The following is a 14,827-nucleotide window of genomic DNA, read 5'->3' as shown; positions in this document are numbered from 1 at the left end:
CCACACGATCTAAATCGCACAAGTGATCATTTATCGGGTTTCATCAATTAATGACTTAATATCTTTGACAGAAAATCACGGGCACGCGGCGTTCTCAATTCCGGCGAAGCAAAAAATTCTTCCGATGTGCAGTCTTCCAATATTTTCCCGTCATCCATAAAGATTACTCTGTCGGAAACTTTATGAGCAAAGCCCATTTCATGGGTAACGCAGATCATGGTCATTCCATCTTGAGCAAGCCCGACCATGACATCAAGAACTTCACCCACCATTTCGGGGTCGAGAGCCGATGTCGGTTCGTCGAACAACATGACAATCGGATCCATAGTCAAAGCGCGCGCTATTGCTACGCGTTGTTGTTGACCACCCGATAGTTGACCGGGATATTTATCTTTGTGATCAATCAAGCCGACACGTTTGAGATACTTTAATCCGCTCTCGACGGCTTCTTTTTTGGAACGATGAAGAACTTTAATTTGTGCAATGGTCAAATTCTCCATCACGGACAAATGGGGAAACAGCTCGAAATGTTGAAAAACCATTCCGACACGGCTTCTCAGTTTCGGCAAATTGGTCTTCGGAGAATGAACCGGAACACCGTCAACCCAGATTTGCCCCTCCTGAAAAGGCTCAAGAGCATTGATGGTTTTTATAAAGGTCGATTTTCCCGAACCGGAAGGCCCACATACAACGACCACTTCGCCCTTGCTTATATTGGTCGAGCAATTTTTCAAAACGTTGAATTTTCCATACCATTTGGAAACGTTTTTGACTTCAATCATGTGTTCGGACATGAAACTTTCCTATCAGCGAATAATCGAGACTTTTTTCTGCAGGTACATAACGGCCTGCGACAGCGTAAAACAGATCACAAAATAGAACAAGGCGGCCAGTATATAAGCTTCCTGTTTGACACCGAAATTGTTTGCCACAATGTCGAAACCTTTAAGAAGGTCATTACCGCTAATTGCATAAACCAGTGATGTATCCTGAAAGAGGATGATAACCTGCGTCAGAAGCACGGGAAGCATGTTGCGCAGTGCCTGCGGCAATATAACAATGAGCATGGATTGCCAATAGGTCATGCCGAGAGCTTCACTGGCAAATTTCTGTCCCTGTGGAACTGAACGTATCCCCGCCCGCATGATTTCTGCAAAATATGCCGCTTCAAAAGCAGTGAATGTTATAAAGGCTGAATTGTTTGCTCCGATCGAATGACCGGTGACAAAAGGCAATAGAACAAAAAACCACAAAATAACCATAACCAGCGGAATTGCGCGCATAGCGGTGACATAGAAGGTTGCAAGCCATGATAACGGTTTTATCGAGGACAACCTCATCATTGCGAGAAGTGTTCCGAAAATGATCCCCAATATTGTAGCGACGACCGTCAAAACAACACTGAAAACAAGTCCCGACAAAATATAGGTTTTGAAGACATCGAAGGTGAAAAAAGAAAAATCCATCCACGAAAAGTCGAATGTCAGGTAATAGGAAAGGGTAGATCCGAGGTTTGACATGATTATCTACCCTCCGTCTGGAAACCGGGAATTTTGACCATCCGTTCAATAATTGACATGACAATAAAAATAGCCAGAGAAATAATGACGTAAAGAACTGTCACAACCATGTAGTTCTCGTAAACATGACTGACTTCTTCAATAGCCTGAAACTGGAATTGCATCAGTTCGTGGATTGATACCGCAAAAGCGACAGCCGAATTTTTCACAATCCCCATCGATTCCGATATGAGCGGTGGCAGGATTGTGCGCATTGCACGGGGCAAAATAACATATCGATAAGTCTGATAAGTCGTAAATCCCATTCCCATAGCAGCATAACGCTGTCCTGTCGGAATGGCTTCAATTCCGGAACGAACCTGTTCGGCGATACGGGCAGAGGTAAAAAATCCCAGTGCGCAAATGATCAATATCATCGGCGGAAAGTTCATTGCCGGTGGATATATCTTCGGGACTACGAAGTACCAAAGAAAAATTTGGACAAGAAGCGGGATGTTACGGGTTATTTCCACCCAAACTCGTGCAATTACTCGTAATATCCGGTTCAATATGGATGTGCGTGGCAGCGTTCTCATTGTGCCGATAATGACACCGACAATAATGGCTAAAATCAAACTCGAAATTGAAAGCAGAGCCGTGTTCAAAAAAGCGTTGAGCAAAGTATCAAGATAGGTATGGCTCACACCTGCTTTACCGAAACAACCGGCAATGTGGGTGTGATCAATATCATCCATACAGAGGAATGAAAAATCCATTGTAGACTATTCCCGACAAACTTACACGAGTACCCGCACACCTGAAACTGGACGAGCCAATCGTTCCGATACGGAATAAAATTGGCTGCATATAATTTCAAATACATGCAGCCTTTACGCACAGTTTTATTATTTGTTTTCTTTATATTCTTCCATAGGCTTATTGTTGGGGTGTTCCCAGGCGTATTTTGTCGTATCCGAAAGCGGTAACCCGACAACTGTATTTGACGGAGGAACCGGCTGCATGAACCACTTGTTATAAAGTGTTTCCAGTGAGCCATCTTTTACTTGGCGAACAATGCTGTCATCAATTGCCTGTTCCAAATTTTTGTCATCAAGGCGCAACATACAGGCAATCGGTTCAACCGAGAGAACGTCATTCAAAATAACATAATCGGACGGATTCTTCGATTTTGAAATATTTCCGGCCAGAATTGATCTGTCCATCACGAAGGCATCAGCCCTTCCTGATTCCAGAAGCAGGAAACTGTCGGCATGATCCTTGCCATTTACTTCCTTGAAATCAATATTTTGTGCGCGTTTGTTCTTGCGAATGAGCTGTACAGATGTTGTTCCTGTTGTCGTTGCAACTGTCTTCCCGTTAAGATCGGCAATTGATTTAATGCCGGAATCTTTTTTGGTGGCAATGCGTACTTCTTCGATATAGGTGGTATAGGCAAAAGCTGCTTCTTTACCTCTCGCGGCATTGTTGGTTGTCGAGCCACATTCGAAATCATAGGTTCCATTTTGCAAAAGCGGAATACGATTTTGAGAAGTAATCGGTAAATAATTGATCTTGATCGGTTTACCTATTTTTTTAGAAATATCGTCAATAATACGTTCAGCCATCTCGGTATGAAAGCCGACATATTTGCCGTTACCGAGGGCATAAGCCAAACCTGACGATTCGCGCACACCCAACGTTATCGATCCGCTATCTTTAATTTTTTCAAGCGTATCCTTTTGCTGGCCCATTGCTGTTCCGGTCAGTCCCAAGATTGCCATAGCGGCAAAAGCCATCAGGGCTTTTCTCATGAATGTTCTCCTTAATCGGTTATTTTTGCAAAAAAATTGCTGTTCATAGCAAGTTTAGCACATTTTTTCATGAATATAACATTTCTCTGTTTTTAAACGGATTTTTCGCATTTGACGGGTGAAAAAGCACAATGGCCTAACGCAATTCAATAACGACAGGAACATGATCGGACGGTTTATCCCAGCCGCGAACGGCCCGCTCTACAAAGCTTGTTTCAAGTTTGTCCGCTGCTTCGGGAGAAATGAAAAAATGATCAATCCTTATTCCATCGTTTTTCTGCCATGCGCCGGATTTGAAATCCCAGAAACTATAATCGGGATTATCCGAAGTGGTACGGGTGGCATCATAGAAGCCGAGGTTTTTTATCTTCCACAAAGCTTCGCGGCTTTTCGGCAAATATAATGCATCGCCTTCCCACTCCTGAGGATTTTTGGCGTCAAAAGCAGAGTCGATGACATTATAATCACCGGCAAAAATCAGAGGTTCTTCCAATGCGAGAAGTGAAACTGCGTGGTCGTAAAAGCGTTCATACCAACGGAGCTTATAAGGATATTTTTCGCTATCAACCGGATTACCGTTCGGTACATAAAGCGAGACAATACGTATAACACCGGTTTTGGTCGAATAAACAGCTTCGATATAGCGGGCCTGCTCATCGCTATCATCGCCAGGCAGACCACAGATTACCTCGTCAGGATTTATCTTTGAAAGAAGCGCAACACCGTTGAAGCCTTTTTGTCCATGGGTATTGATGTTGTAACCGAGCGCTTCAATTTCGGCTCGCGGAAAATTGGCATCGATTGTCTTTGTTTCCTGCAGACACACCACGTCGACTTGAGACTGTTTAAGCCACTTTATAAGAGTATCATGTCTGGCCCTGATACCGGCCACATTCCAGGTTGCTATTTTCATGAAGAACACTTTAATCAATGTTTTTCTAAAGCTTCAAGTGTTTGTTTCTATAATAATGAATAATGGGGACAAGAAAATCTTCAATCACGATTCTTCATTAATAGAGGTAATCGAACACTTGAACGTGCGGGCAGTCTTTTTACGGTAAGGCAACTTCTTAATTATACGGGCGTGAAAATGGTAACCTGTCACACGTATAAAAAAATTGACTTTCGCGAAATTTTGCTAAGTGCAGCCCCCAAAACCGCATAATTTCATTTCGGACTTTGTCGACAGTTCATATAAACCGATAAATCATAATCCGATATGAACACGTTGGCTGGCAAAAATAAATTCCGTAGCTACGCTGTAGAGACCTAAAATTTAAACAATTTTACGCGGCCTGTAGCAAAAAAATGAATGACAATATTATCTATATGGCTTTTTCCGGGAGAGTTTCACATTTTATCGATGACAATATACCGAGATGTTCATCATATTTTAACGGAATAATTTATAGCCGATTCTTTTTTCTTATCATTTGATTCATCAAAAGAGCTGACAATGGACATTGAAACCAAAAACGAAGACTGATCGCCATTCTCTGGAGGGGGGGCAAAAAGGGAATAGGCTGTTAAAATCAGGTCAACATTGTCGCTGCTATGTCGATAAACCGCCAATTGTTCATCCAATCGCTGTAAATTTCGCGATTTCATAGTTTTTCTCGGCTATAGGACTTGACGCAACAACCGTTTATCGTTAATAAACCGCCATCGGAGCCGATGTGAGGTTAGCTACATTTTCAAAACGACACGTTTTGGAGTTCGCCTCAAACAGGGTTCGTTTTACGGTTTTGAAACGCAAATGCCGGATGCATGAGGCCTTAAAAGGTCTCCTCTGCTTATAGTCGGGTGATCTGCACGATAGCGGTGAGGCCCGGTTTTTTGTGCATGTGTTTACTGTCGTTACCAGTTGATTTGGAGCTAAATCCGGTTGATTGGGAACTAAATAAAGTGAAGCGGCCCAAATTGGGCGAGACGAAAAAGAGATTGAAAAGAGGAAGGTTGAATGCCTACCGTAAACCAGTTGATCCGCAAGCCGCGTACAGCGCCGGTCAAGCGTAATAAGGTTCCTGCTTTGCAGGCAAACCCGCAAAAGCGTGGTGTGTGCACGCGCGTTTATACAACGACACCAAAGAAACCTAATTCGGCTCTCCGTAAGGTTGCCAAGGTTCGTTTGACCAATGGTTTTGAAGTTATTGGTTATATTCCTGGTGAAGGTCATAACCTTCAGGAACACTCCGTTGTCATGATTCGTGGCGGACGTGTTAAGGATTTGCCTGGTGTTCGTTATCACATCATTCGTGGTGTGCTTGATACACAAGGTGTTAAGAATCGTAAGCAGCGCCGTTCCAAATACGGTGCCAAGCGTCCTAAATAAGTTTGAGAGACGAAGCCAATGTCCCGTCGCCATAGAGCAGAAAAACGTGAGATTAATCCAGATCCGAAGTTCGGTGATCTTGTGATTACAAAGTTTATGAATGCCATCATGTTTGATGGTAAAAAGTCAGTTGCAGAACGCATCGTTTATGGTGCGCTTGATGCAGTTGGAGATAAAGCAAAAACAGAACCTGTTGCTCTGTTTCATCAAGCATTAGAGAATGTTGCTCCTCATGTAGAAGTTCGTTCTCGCCGTGTTGGTGGTGCAACCTATCAGGTTCCGGTGGATGTTCGTCCTGATCGTCGTCAGGCATTGGCCATTCGTTGGCTCATTGCTGCGGCCCGTAATCGCAACGAAACAACTATGGTTGATCGTTTGTCGGGCGAATTGATGGATGCAGCGAATAATCGTGGTTCGGCTGTCAAGAAACGCGAAGATACGCACCGTATGGCGGAAGCCAACCGCGCATTCTCGCATTATCGTTGGTAAGAGAACTCTTTTTAATCGAAAGCAAAAAATATGGCTCGCGAGTATAAAATCGAAGATTATCGCAATTTTGGTATTATGGCGCATATTGATGCCGGTAAGACCACAATGACCGAGCGTATTCTTTACTACACCGGTAAGAATCATAAAATCGGCGAAACGCATGATGGCGCTTCTACGATGGATTGGATGGAGCAGGAGCAGGAACGTGGTATTACCATTACCTCTGCTGCGACAACCACCTTCTGGAGAGGTCGTAACGGCGAGAAGTGCCGGTTCAATATTATTGACACCCCGGGACATGTCGATTTTACGATTGAAGTCGAACGTTCTTTGCGTGTTCTTGATGGTGCTATTGCACTTCTTGATGCGAATGCCGGTGTTGAGCCCCAGACTGAAACTGTCTGGCGTCAGGCTGAAAAATATCACGTACCAAGGATGGTTTTTGTCAACAAGATGGACAAGATCGGCGCTGACTTTTATCGCAGCGTTGAAATGGTCGGTTCACGTCTTGGTGCAAAGGCGCTGGTGCTTCAATTGCCAATCGGTGCAGAAAATGATTTCGAAGGCGTTATTGACCTTATTGATATGAAAGCCCTTACGTGGGATGGTTCGATTGGCGGTCATACAGTTACCAGCGAAATTCCTGCTAATATGAAGGAAAAAGCTGAAGAATATCGTGAGAAACTGGTTGAGTCTGCTGTTGAAGTTGATGAAGCAGCTACCGAAGCCTATCTCGAAGGTAAAATGCCGACTAATGAAGAGCTGATTGCATTGATCCGTAAGGGTACTTGTGAAGTACTCTTCCATCCGGTTCTTTGTGGTTCTGCTTTTAAGAATAAGGGTGTTCAACCTTTGCTGGATGCAGTTGTCTCTTATCTTCCGTCTCCGGTTGATGTTCCTGCTATTCAGGGCGTCGATGTTAAGACAGGTGAAGAAACAACGCGTGAATCTTCTGATGCCGCTCCTCTTTCGATGTTGGCATTCAAGATTATGAACGACCCGTTTGTTGGCTCGTTGACTTTCTGCCGTATCTATTCGGGCGAGTTGCATAAAGGTGTCTCTCTTGAAAACACTGTAAAAGGTAAGAAAGAACGTATCGGTCGTATGCTGTTGATGCATTCGAATGCACGTACAGATATTGATGAAGCTTTTGCTGGCGATATTGTTGCATTGGCAGGTTTGAAAGAGACAACAACAGGCGATACCCTTTGCGATCCGCTTCATCCGGTCATTCTCGAACGCATGGAATTTCCTGATCCGGTTATTGAAATTGCAATCGAGCCAAAGACAAAAGCCGATCAGGAAAAGATGGGCATCGCGCTCAATCGTTTGGCCGCTGAAGATCCGTCATTCCGTGTTAAATCGGATGAGGAATCCGGTCAGACTATTATTGCTGGTATGGGTGAACTTCATCTGGATATCATCGTTGATCGTATGCGTCGCGAATTCAAAGTTGAAGCCAATGTTGGCCAGCCACAGGTTGCTTATCGTGAAACGATTACGAAACCGGCTGAAGTTGACTATACCCATAAGAAGCAATCTGGTGGTTCGGGTCAGTTTGCTCGCGTCAAGATTCTTTTTGAACCTTATGACGGTGAAGGTTTGCTGTTTGAATCCAAGATCGTTGGCGGTGCTGTTCCTAAGGAATATATTCCGGGTGTTCAAAAAGGCCTCGAAAGTGTTATGGGGTCGGGTCCTCTGGCCGGTTTCCCGATGCAGGGTGTTAAAGCCACTTTGCTTGATGGTGCCTACCACGATGTTGACTCTTCGGTTCTTGCTTTCGAAATTGCCGGTCGAGCTGCATTCCGTGAAGGCGCCCAGAAAGCCGGAGCTCAGCTTCTCGAACCGATTATGAAGGTCGAGGTTGTCACACCGGAAGATTATGTTGGTGATGTTATTGGTGATTTGAATTCCCGTCGCGGACAAATTTCCGGTACAGAGCCGAGAGGTATTGCAACCGTGGTTGACGCTATGGTTCCGCTCGCAAACATGTTTGGTTATGTCAATAGCTTGCGTTCGATGAGCCAGGGGCGTGCCCAATACACAATGCAATTTGATCATTATGAACCAGTGCCGACGGCAGTGGCTCAAGAAATTCAGAAAAAATTCGCGTAATCAGGCGGTTACGTATTAACTTTCAACTCAGCCCTGAATAGGGCAGGAAATGGAGAGAGCTCAGATGGCAAAGTCCAAATATGAACGTACGAAGCCGCATGTAAATATCGGCACGATTGGTCACGTTGACCATGGTAAGACAACGCTGACGGCAGCGATTACAAAATATTTTGGTGAGTTCAAGGCGTATGACCAGATTGATGCTGCGCCGGAAGAACGTGCTCGTGGTATCACGATTTCTACAGCGCACGTAGAATACGAGACAGAGAAGCGTCACTACGCCCACGTTGATTGTCCGGGACACGCTGACTATGTCAAGAACATGATCACCGGTGCTGCCCAGATGGACGGTGCAATTCTTGTTGTTTCTGCTGCTGATGGCCCGATGCCTCAGACACGTGAACACATTCTTCTTGCCCGTCAGGTTGGCGTTCCTGCAATTGTTGTTTTCTTGAACAAGGTTGATCAGGTAGATGATGAAGAACTTCTCGAGCTTGTCGAGCTTGAAGTTCGTGAACTTCTTTCCAAATATGATTTCCCTGGCGACGAGATTCCGATTGTTAAGGGTTCTGCATTGGCTGCTCTTGAAGGCACCAACAAGGAAATCGGTGAAGATGCTGTTCGTCTTTTGATGCATGAAGTTGATGAATATATTCCAACTCCGAAGCGTCCGATTGATCAGCCTTTCTTGATGCCGATTGAAGACGTGTTCTCGATTTCCGGTCGTGGTACAGTTGTTACCGGTCGTGTTGAACGCGGTGTTGTCAAGGTTGGTGACGAAGTTGAAATTGTTGGTATTCGTCCGACGACAAAGACGACGGTAACCGGCGTTGAAATGTTCCGCAAGCTTCTTGATGAAGGTGAAGCAGGCGACAACATTGGTGCACTTCTTCGTGGTATTGAACGTGAAGGTGTTGAACGTGGACAGGTATTGGCAAAGCCCGGTACAGTTACACCGCACACCAAGTTCAAGGCAGAAGCTTATATTTTGACAAAGGATGAAGGTGGTCGTCACACACCATTTTTCACCAATTATCGTCCTCAGTTCTATTTCCGTACGACAGATGTTACCGGTATTGTAACACTGCCGGAAGGTACAGAAATGGTTATGCCAGGTGATAATGTTACGATGGATGTCACACTGATTGTTCCGGTTGCTATGGAAGAGAAGCTCCGCTTCGCTATCCGTGAAGGTGGCCACACTGTTGGTGCCGGTATCGTTTCTAAAATCATTGAATAGTTGAATTTTAATTGTTAAGGAGCGTCTTTGAAAAAAGACGTTCCAATTGACAGGGATAAGAAAAGTATGAACGGTCAGAACATCCGCATTCGCTTAAAAGCGTTTGATCACCGGATTCTTGACGCATCGACACGTGAGATTGTGTCGACCGCCAAGCGTACTGGCGCCAATATCCGTGGACCGATTCCGCTTCCTACGCGAATCGAGAAGTTCACGGTTAATCGTGGGCCGCACATCGACAAGAAGAGCCGTGAGCAGTTTGAGATGCGTACACATAAGCGTCTTCTTGATATTGTTGATCCGACGCCGCAGACTGTGGACGCGCTTATGAAGCTCGACCTTTCTGCTGGTGTTGATGTCGAGATCAAGCTTTAAGGCTTGGGGACGGAAGGAACGAACCCGATGCGTTCAGGTGTAATAGCACAAAAGCTGGGCATGACCCGCGTCTATAATGATGCCGGAGAACATGTACCTGTTACAGTTCTGCGTTTGGAGAATTGTCAGGTTGTTGCTCAGCGTACAGTTGAGAAGAACGGCTACACAGCTGTTCAGTTAGGCGTAGGGCTTGCAAAGGTGAAAAACACTTCTCAAGCGTTGCGTGGTCATTTTGCAAAGGCTTCGGTTGAACCGAAAGCAAAAATTGCGGAATTTCGTGTAAGTCCCGACAATCTTTTGGAGGTTGGGGCCGAGATTACTGCGGAACATTTTGTTCCCGGTCAATTGGTTGATGTCACCGGTACATCAATCGGTAAAGGTTTCGCCGGCGTTATGAAACGTCATAATTTTGGCGGACATCGTGCGTCGCACGGTAACTCCATTACACACCGTGCCCATGGTTCGACGGGTCAACGTCAGGATCCGGGTAAAGTGTTTAAGGGTAAGAAAATGGCCGGCCATATGGGGCAGACGAGAATTACAACTTTGAATATAGAAGTTGTTTCAACCGACGCTGATCGCGGGTTGATTTTGGTTCGCGGTGCTGTTCCCGGTTCGAAAGGTGCCTGGATTTTGGTAAGGGATGCTGTCAAGAAGAGCGTTCCGGAGAATGCACCGAAGCCAGCCGCTTTGCGTCAGCCAAAGAATGCTAAAACAGATGCTGCTGCCCCCAAGGCGGAAGCTACAGTCGCTGAGGGAGCCTGATAATGGATCTCATCGTAACTACTCTTGACGGCAAGGATGCTGGCAAATTGAAGGTATCGGAAGATGTCTTCGGTTTAGATCCTCGTGAAGATATTCTACAACGTGTTGTCCGTTGGCAGCTCGCCCGTCGTCAGCAAGGTACACATCAAAGCCAGACACGCGCCGATGTATCGCGTTCGGGCGCAAAAATGTACAAGCAGAAGGGGACAGGCCGCGCCCGTCATTCATCTGCTCGTGTTCCGCAATTCCGTGGTGGTGGTAAGGCTCACGGGCCAGTTGTCCGCAGCCATGCACATGAACTACCGAAAAAGGTTCGTGCTTTGGGTTTGCGCCATGCATTGTCGGCAAAAGTCAAAGCCAATGATCTGATCATTGTGGACGAGTTGAATGTCAAAGAAGCAAAAACGAAAGTTTTAGCCAAGGATTTCGCAAAACTCGGTTTTTCTGATGCACTGCTCATCGGTGGTAAGGAAATTGATTTGAAGTTTTCCCGTGCCGCATCGAACATTCCAAATGTAGATGTTTTGCCGGTTCAGGGGATTAATGTTTATGACATTCTGCGTCGTGGCAAACTTGTTTTGTCCAAAGCAGCTGTCGAAGCCCTTGAGGAGCGGTTCAAATGACAGATCTTCGCCACTATGATGTCGTCGTAAGTCCGGTTATTACCGAAAAATCGACGATGCTATCGGAAAACAATCAGGTCGTTTTCAAGGTTACCCCCAAGGCGACAAAATCTGAAATCAAAGCGGCTGTTGAAGCTTTATTTGGTGTCAAAGTTACAGCAGTGAATACAACAACCCGTAAGGGTAAGGTGAAACGTTTTAAAGGCGTTGTCGGTCGACAGAGTGATGTCAAAAAAGCGATCGTGACGCTGGCTGAAGGTCAGTCAATCGACGTTTCGACTGGTCTTTAAGAGGCTCGGAGTTAGGAATAATGGCACTCAAGCACTTTAATCCGACCACGCCAGGGCAGCGTCAGCTTGTTATTGTAGATCGTTCAGGTCTTTACAAAGGCAAGCCAGTAAAAGCGCTGACCGAAGGGCTGTCGTCGAAAGGCGGTCGTAATAATCGCGGCCGTGTAACTGCCCGTTATCAGGGCGGCGGTCATAAAAGAACTTATCGCTTTGTGGACTTCAAGCGTTTGAAACGTGATATGCCTGCAAAAGTAGAGCGTTTGGAATATGATCCGAACCGGACAGCGTTTATTGCGCTCATTCGTTATGAAGATGGTCATCTGAGCTACATTTTGGCTCCGCAACGTTTGGGTGTCGGTGATACGGTTGTTGCTGGCGTTAATGTTGACGTCAAGCCCGGCAACTCGATGCCTCTTGGTAATATGCCTGTCGGTACGATCATCCACAATGTTGAAATGAAGCCAGGTAAAGGCGGGCAGATTGCCCGTTCGGCCGGTACTTACGCCCAGCTTGTTGGTCGTGATCAGGGAATGGCTATTCTTCGTTTGAATTCGGGTGAACAACGTCTGGTTTCCAGTGGCTGTTATGCAACTGTTGGCGCCGTTTCGAATTCGGATCATGGTAACACAAACGATGGTAAAGCTGGTCGTGCCCGTTGGCGTGGCAAGCGTCCGCATGTTCGTGGTGTTGCAATGAACCCTGTCGATCACCCTCATGGTGGTGGTGAAGGTCGTACATCAGGCGGTCGTCATCCGGTTTCTCCGTGGGGTAAGCCTACAAAAGGTAAGCGTACACGTTCGAATAAGGCGACTGATAAATTCATCATGCGCTCACGTCATCAACGCAAGAAATAAGAGAGGTAGTCTGAAGTGGCTCGTTCAGTATGGAAAGGACCGTTTGTTGACGGCTATCTTCTCAAGAAAGCTGAGAAGGTACGTGCCGGCGGTCGTAACGAGGTTATTAAAATGTGGAGCCGTCGCTCCACGATTTTGCCGCAATTTGTTGGCCTGACCTTTGGTGTCTATAACGGAAACAAGCATGTTCCTGTTTCTGTTTCGGAAGAAATGGTCGGACATAAGTTCGGTGAGTTCGCTCCAACCCGCAGCTATTATGGTCACGGTGCGGACAAGAAAGCGAAGAGGAAGTAATAATGGGCAAAGCTAAGGCTCCGCGCCAGCTTAAAGATAATGAAGCAAAGGCAGTCGCTCGCACAATTCGTGTCAGCCCGCAGAAGCTTAATCTTGTAGCGGCAATGATTCGCGGTAAAAAGGTTAATACAGCTCTTGCAGATTTGACTTTTTCTCGTAAACGCATTGCCGATACGGTGAAAAAGACGTTGGAATCTGCGATTGCCAATGCAGAAAACAATCACGATTTGGATGTCGATTCGCTTATCGTGGCGGAAGCTTCAGTCGGTAAGTCGATTGTTATGAAGCGGTTTCATGTGCGTGGTCGTGGCCGCGCCAGCAGAATTTTGCGTCCGTTCTCTCATCTTACAATTGTTGTTCGTGAAGTGTCCGATAAAGAGGAGGCCGCATAATGGGTCAGAAGATCAATCCAATCGGGCTTCGTCTCGGTATCAATCGTACATGGGATTCTCGTTGGTATGCCGATACCGGTGAATATGGTCGTTTATTGCATGAGGATTTGAAAATCCGCAAATATGTGATGAACGAGTTGAAGCAGGCAGCTATTTCGGAAGTCGTTATTGAGCGTCCGCATAAAAAGTGCCGTGTTACCATTCATTCGGCTCGTCCGGGCCTGATCATTGGTAAGAAGGGTGCCGACATCGAGAAGTTGCGTCGCAAATTGTCTGAAATGACACATGCCGACACTGCTTTGAATATCGTTGAAGTCCGCAAACCGGAAATCGACGCCGAGTTGATTGCCCAGTCAATTGCCCAGCAATTGGAACGTCGTGTGGCTTTCCGTCGCGCTATGAAGCGTGCCGTCCAGTCGGCAATGCGTCTTGGTGCTGAAGGTATCCGTATCAATTGTGCCGGCCGTCTTGGTGGTGCTGAAATTGCCCGTATGGAATGGTACCGCGAAGGCCGCGTTCCGCTTCATACCTTGCGTGCGGATATTGATTACGGCACAGCGGAAGCCAATACTGCCTATGGTATTTGTGGCGTGAAAGTTTGGGTATTCAAGGGCGAAATTCTTGAACATGACCCGATGGCTTCAGAACGTCGTGCTACTGAAGGCGATAATCAAGGTTCGAATTCGAACCGCCGTCGTGAAAACGCCTGATTTTTAGACGGGCAAAAAAGGATTTGGAGTAGAGAACAATGTTGCAGCCAAAACGCACAAAGTTCCGCAAGCAATTCAAAGGCCGTATTCACGGTGTTTCGAAGGGTGGTACGGAACTTAATTTTGGTGCCTACGGTCTTAAGGCTATGGAGCCGGAACGTGTTACTGCACGTCAGCTCGAGGCGGCCCGTCGTGCTATCACGCGTCAGATGAAGCGTGCCGGCCGTGTGTGGATCCGCGTTTTTCCGGATGTTCCGGTATCATCGAAGCCTACCGAAGTTCGTATGGGTAAAGGTAAAGGCGCTGTCGAATTTTGGGCAACGCGTGTTGCACCAGGACGTATCATGTTTGAGCTTGACGGCGTACCTGAAGATGTGGCACGTGAAGCGTTACGGTTGGGCGCATCAAAGCTTCCAATTAAAACACGTTTCGTCCAGCGTATAGCTGAATAAAGGGACTAAGCGATGAAAGCCTCAGAAGTACGGGCCCAGACGCTCGATCAGATGAATGAAGAGTTGGCCAAGCTCAAGAAAGAGCAGTTCAATCTGCGTTTCCAGAAAGCAACTGGTCAGTTGGAAAAAACAGCGCGCGTTAAACAGGTTCGCCGTGATATCGCACGCATAAAAACAATCGCCCGCCAGAAGGCGGCCGAAAGCAAGGCTTAAGGAAGTTAAGACATGCCTAAACGCATTCTGCAAGGCGTTGTCGTCAGCGATAAGAACGACAAGACTGTTGTAGTCAAAGTAGAGCGGCGCTATTCGCATCCGCTGTTACAAAAGACTGTCAGCCAGTCCAAGAAGTACAAAGCGCATGACGAAAACAACGAATTCAAAGTTGGTGATCAGGTCTTTATTCAAGAATCGAAGCCAATTTCGAAAGACAAGCGCTGGGTCGTTGTTAAAAACGGCGCTGCTTAATAAATCGGATTTTTGATAAACAAAAGGTTGGGTATTATTGTGCCCAACATTTTGTTTGAAAAAGTCTTAATCATAATTTGACAGGCAAGTCCGAATGTGTCAAATGCACTGCCGGACGTAA

At 46.2% G+C, this 14,827-nt stretch carries 21 protein-coding genes; 15 read left to right on the top strand and 6 right to left on the bottom strand.

Features of this window, described 5'->3' with window-relative positions; translation table 11 throughout:
- Nucleotides 1-47 precede the first annotated feature (47 nt).
- The 6 genes from BBC0178_RS07150 to BBC0178_RS07125 all read right to left on the bottom strand — a co-directional run bounded on the left by BBC0178_RS07150 (nt 48) and on the right by BBC0178_RS07125 (nt 4,918).
- Nucleotides 48-794 carry an amino acid ABC transporter ATP-binding protein gene (locus BBC0178_RS07150; protein ID WP_077971854.1) on the bottom strand — a complete coding sequence of 249 codons (747 nt, stop codon included), beginning with the start codon at nt 792-794 and terminating at the stop codon, nt 48-50.
- 12 nt (nt 795-806) lie between these two features.
- Nucleotides 807-1,520 carry an amino acid ABC transporter permease gene (locus BBC0178_RS07145; RefSeq protein WP_149867440.1) on the bottom strand — a complete coding sequence of 238 codons (714 nt, stop codon included), beginning with the start codon at nt 1,518-1,520 and terminating at the stop codon, nt 807-809.
- Nucleotides 1,521-1,522: 2 nt separating this feature from the next.
- Entirely contained in the window at nt 1,523-2,275 is a 753-nt protein-coding gene (locus BBC0178_RS07140; protein WP_078039661.1) for an amino acid ABC transporter permease, read from the bottom strand.
- A gap of 129 nt (nt 2,276-2,404) precedes the next feature.
- Nucleotides 2,405-3,310: a transporter substrate-binding domain-containing protein gene (locus tag BBC0178_RS07135; protein ID WP_077971848.1), complete on the bottom strand. Its 906-nt coding sequence runs from the start codon at nt 3,308-3,310 to the stop codon at nt 2,405-2,407.
- A gap of 136 nt (nt 3,311-3,446) precedes the next feature.
- Nucleotides 3,447-4,223 (bottom strand): exodeoxyribonuclease III, encoded by a 777-nt coding sequence (xth, locus tag BBC0178_RS07130; RefSeq protein ID WP_078039660.1) that lies wholly within the window; start codon nt 4,221-4,223, stop codon nt 3,447-3,449.
- A 473-nt stretch (nt 4,224-4,696) separates the two neighbouring features.
- Entirely contained in the window at nt 4,697-4,918 is a 222-nt protein-coding gene (locus BBC0178_RS07125; RefSeq protein WP_078039659.1) for a hypothetical protein, read from the bottom strand.
- A 352-nt stretch (nt 4,919-5,270) separates the two neighbouring features.
- On the opposite strand from BBC0178_RS07125, the gene rpsL reads away from it, so the two are divergent.
- The 15 genes from rpsL to rpsQ all read left to right on the top strand — a co-directional run bounded on the left by rpsL (nt 5,271) and on the right by rpsQ (nt 14,706).
- Complete coding sequence (gene rpsL, locus BBC0178_RS07120) at nt 5,271-5,642, top strand: 30S ribosomal protein S12 (RefSeq protein ID WP_002964366.1); 372 nt, start codon at nt 5,271-5,273, stop codon at nt 5,640-5,642.
- Nucleotides 5,643-5,660: 18 nt separating this feature from the next.
- Nucleotides 5,661-6,131, top strand: a complete 471-nt coding sequence (gene rpsG, locus BBC0178_RS07115; RefSeq protein WP_075868529.1) for a 30S ribosomal protein S7 — start codon at nt 5,661-5,663, stop codon at nt 6,129-6,131.
- Between the two features lie 30 nt (nt 6,132-6,161).
- Nucleotides 6,162-8,246, top strand: coding sequence for an elongation factor G (gene fusA, locus BBC0178_RS07110; protein ID WP_077971840.1), 2,085 nt, complete (start codon nt 6,162-6,164; stop codon nt 8,244-8,246).
- A gap of 64 nt (nt 8,247-8,310) precedes the next feature.
- Nucleotides 8,311-9,486 carry an elongation factor Tu gene (gene tuf, locus BBC0178_RS07105; RefSeq protein ID WP_078040400.1) on the top strand — a complete coding sequence of 392 codons (1,176 nt, stop codon included), beginning with the start codon at nt 8,311-8,313 and terminating at the stop codon, nt 9,484-9,486.
- A gap of 66 nt (nt 9,487-9,552) precedes the next feature.
- Nucleotides 9,553-9,861, top strand: coding sequence for a 30S ribosomal protein S10 (gene rpsJ, locus BBC0178_RS07100; RefSeq protein WP_075870855.1), 309 nt, complete (start codon nt 9,553-9,555; stop codon nt 9,859-9,861).
- 27 nt (nt 9,862-9,888) lie between these two features.
- Nucleotides 9,889-10,626, top strand: coding sequence for a 50S ribosomal protein L3 (gene rplC, locus BBC0178_RS07095; protein ID WP_077971839.1), 738 nt, complete (start codon nt 9,889-9,891; stop codon nt 10,624-10,626).
- A 2-nt stretch (nt 10,627-10,628) separates the two neighbouring features.
- Nucleotides 10,629-11,249, top strand: a complete 621-nt coding sequence (gene rplD / locus BBC0178_RS07090; RefSeq protein WP_077971838.1) for a 50S ribosomal protein L4 — start codon at nt 10,629-10,631, stop codon at nt 11,247-11,249.
- Nucleotides 11,246-11,539, top strand: coding sequence for a 50S ribosomal protein L23 (locus BBC0178_RS07085; RefSeq protein WP_077971837.1), 294 nt, complete (start codon nt 11,246-11,248; stop codon nt 11,537-11,539). The genes rplD and BBC0178_RS07085 overlap by 4 nt, the downstream gene beginning before the upstream one ends.
- A 20-nt stretch (nt 11,540-11,559) precedes the next feature.
- Complete coding sequence (gene rplB / locus BBC0178_RS07080) at nt 11,560-12,393, top strand: 50S ribosomal protein L2 (protein ID WP_077971836.1); 834 nt, start codon at nt 11,560-11,562, stop codon at nt 12,391-12,393.
- 15 nt (nt 12,394-12,408) lie between these two features.
- Nucleotides 12,409-12,687 carry a 30S ribosomal protein S19 gene (gene rpsS, locus BBC0178_RS07075; protein ID WP_075870482.1) on the top strand — a complete coding sequence of 93 codons (279 nt, stop codon included), beginning with the start codon at nt 12,409-12,411 and terminating at the stop codon, nt 12,685-12,687.
- A 2-nt stretch (nt 12,688-12,689) separates the two neighbouring features.
- Nucleotides 12,690-13,079, top strand: coding sequence for a 50S ribosomal protein L22 (gene rplV, locus BBC0178_RS07070; RefSeq protein WP_075870483.1), 390 nt, complete (start codon nt 12,690-12,692; stop codon nt 13,077-13,079).
- Nucleotides 13,079-13,789 carry a 30S ribosomal protein S3 gene (rpsC, locus tag BBC0178_RS07065; protein WP_077971835.1) on the top strand — a complete coding sequence of 237 codons (711 nt, stop codon included), beginning with the start codon at nt 13,079-13,081 and terminating at the stop codon, nt 13,787-13,789. The genes rplV and rpsC overlap by 1 nt, the downstream gene beginning before the upstream one ends.
- 38 nt (nt 13,790-13,827) lie before the next feature.
- Nucleotides 13,828-14,241: a 50S ribosomal protein L16 gene (rplP, locus tag BBC0178_RS07060; protein ID WP_075870485.1), complete on the top strand. Its 414-nt coding sequence runs from the start codon at nt 13,828-13,830 to the stop codon at nt 14,239-14,241.
- 12 nt (nt 14,242-14,253) lie between these two features.
- Nucleotides 14,254-14,454: a 50S ribosomal protein L29 gene (gene rpmC, locus BBC0178_RS07055; RefSeq protein ID WP_077971833.1), complete on the top strand. Its 201-nt coding sequence runs from the start codon at nt 14,254-14,256 to the stop codon at nt 14,452-14,454.
- Between the two features lie 12 nt (nt 14,455-14,466).
- Nucleotides 14,467-14,706, top strand: coding sequence for a 30S ribosomal protein S17 (rpsQ, locus tag BBC0178_RS07050; RefSeq protein WP_077971831.1), 240 nt, complete (start codon nt 14,467-14,469; stop codon nt 14,704-14,706).
- The last annotated feature ends 121 nt before the right edge of the window (nt 14,707-14,827 follow it).

The organism is Ditibartonella apihabitans, assembly GCF_002007485.1.
GTDB classification, from domain to species: Bacteria; Pseudomonadota; Alphaproteobacteria; order Rhizobiales; family Rhizobiaceae; genus Bartonella; species Bartonella apihabitans.
This window is presented reverse-complemented; position numbering and strand designations above follow the sequence as displayed.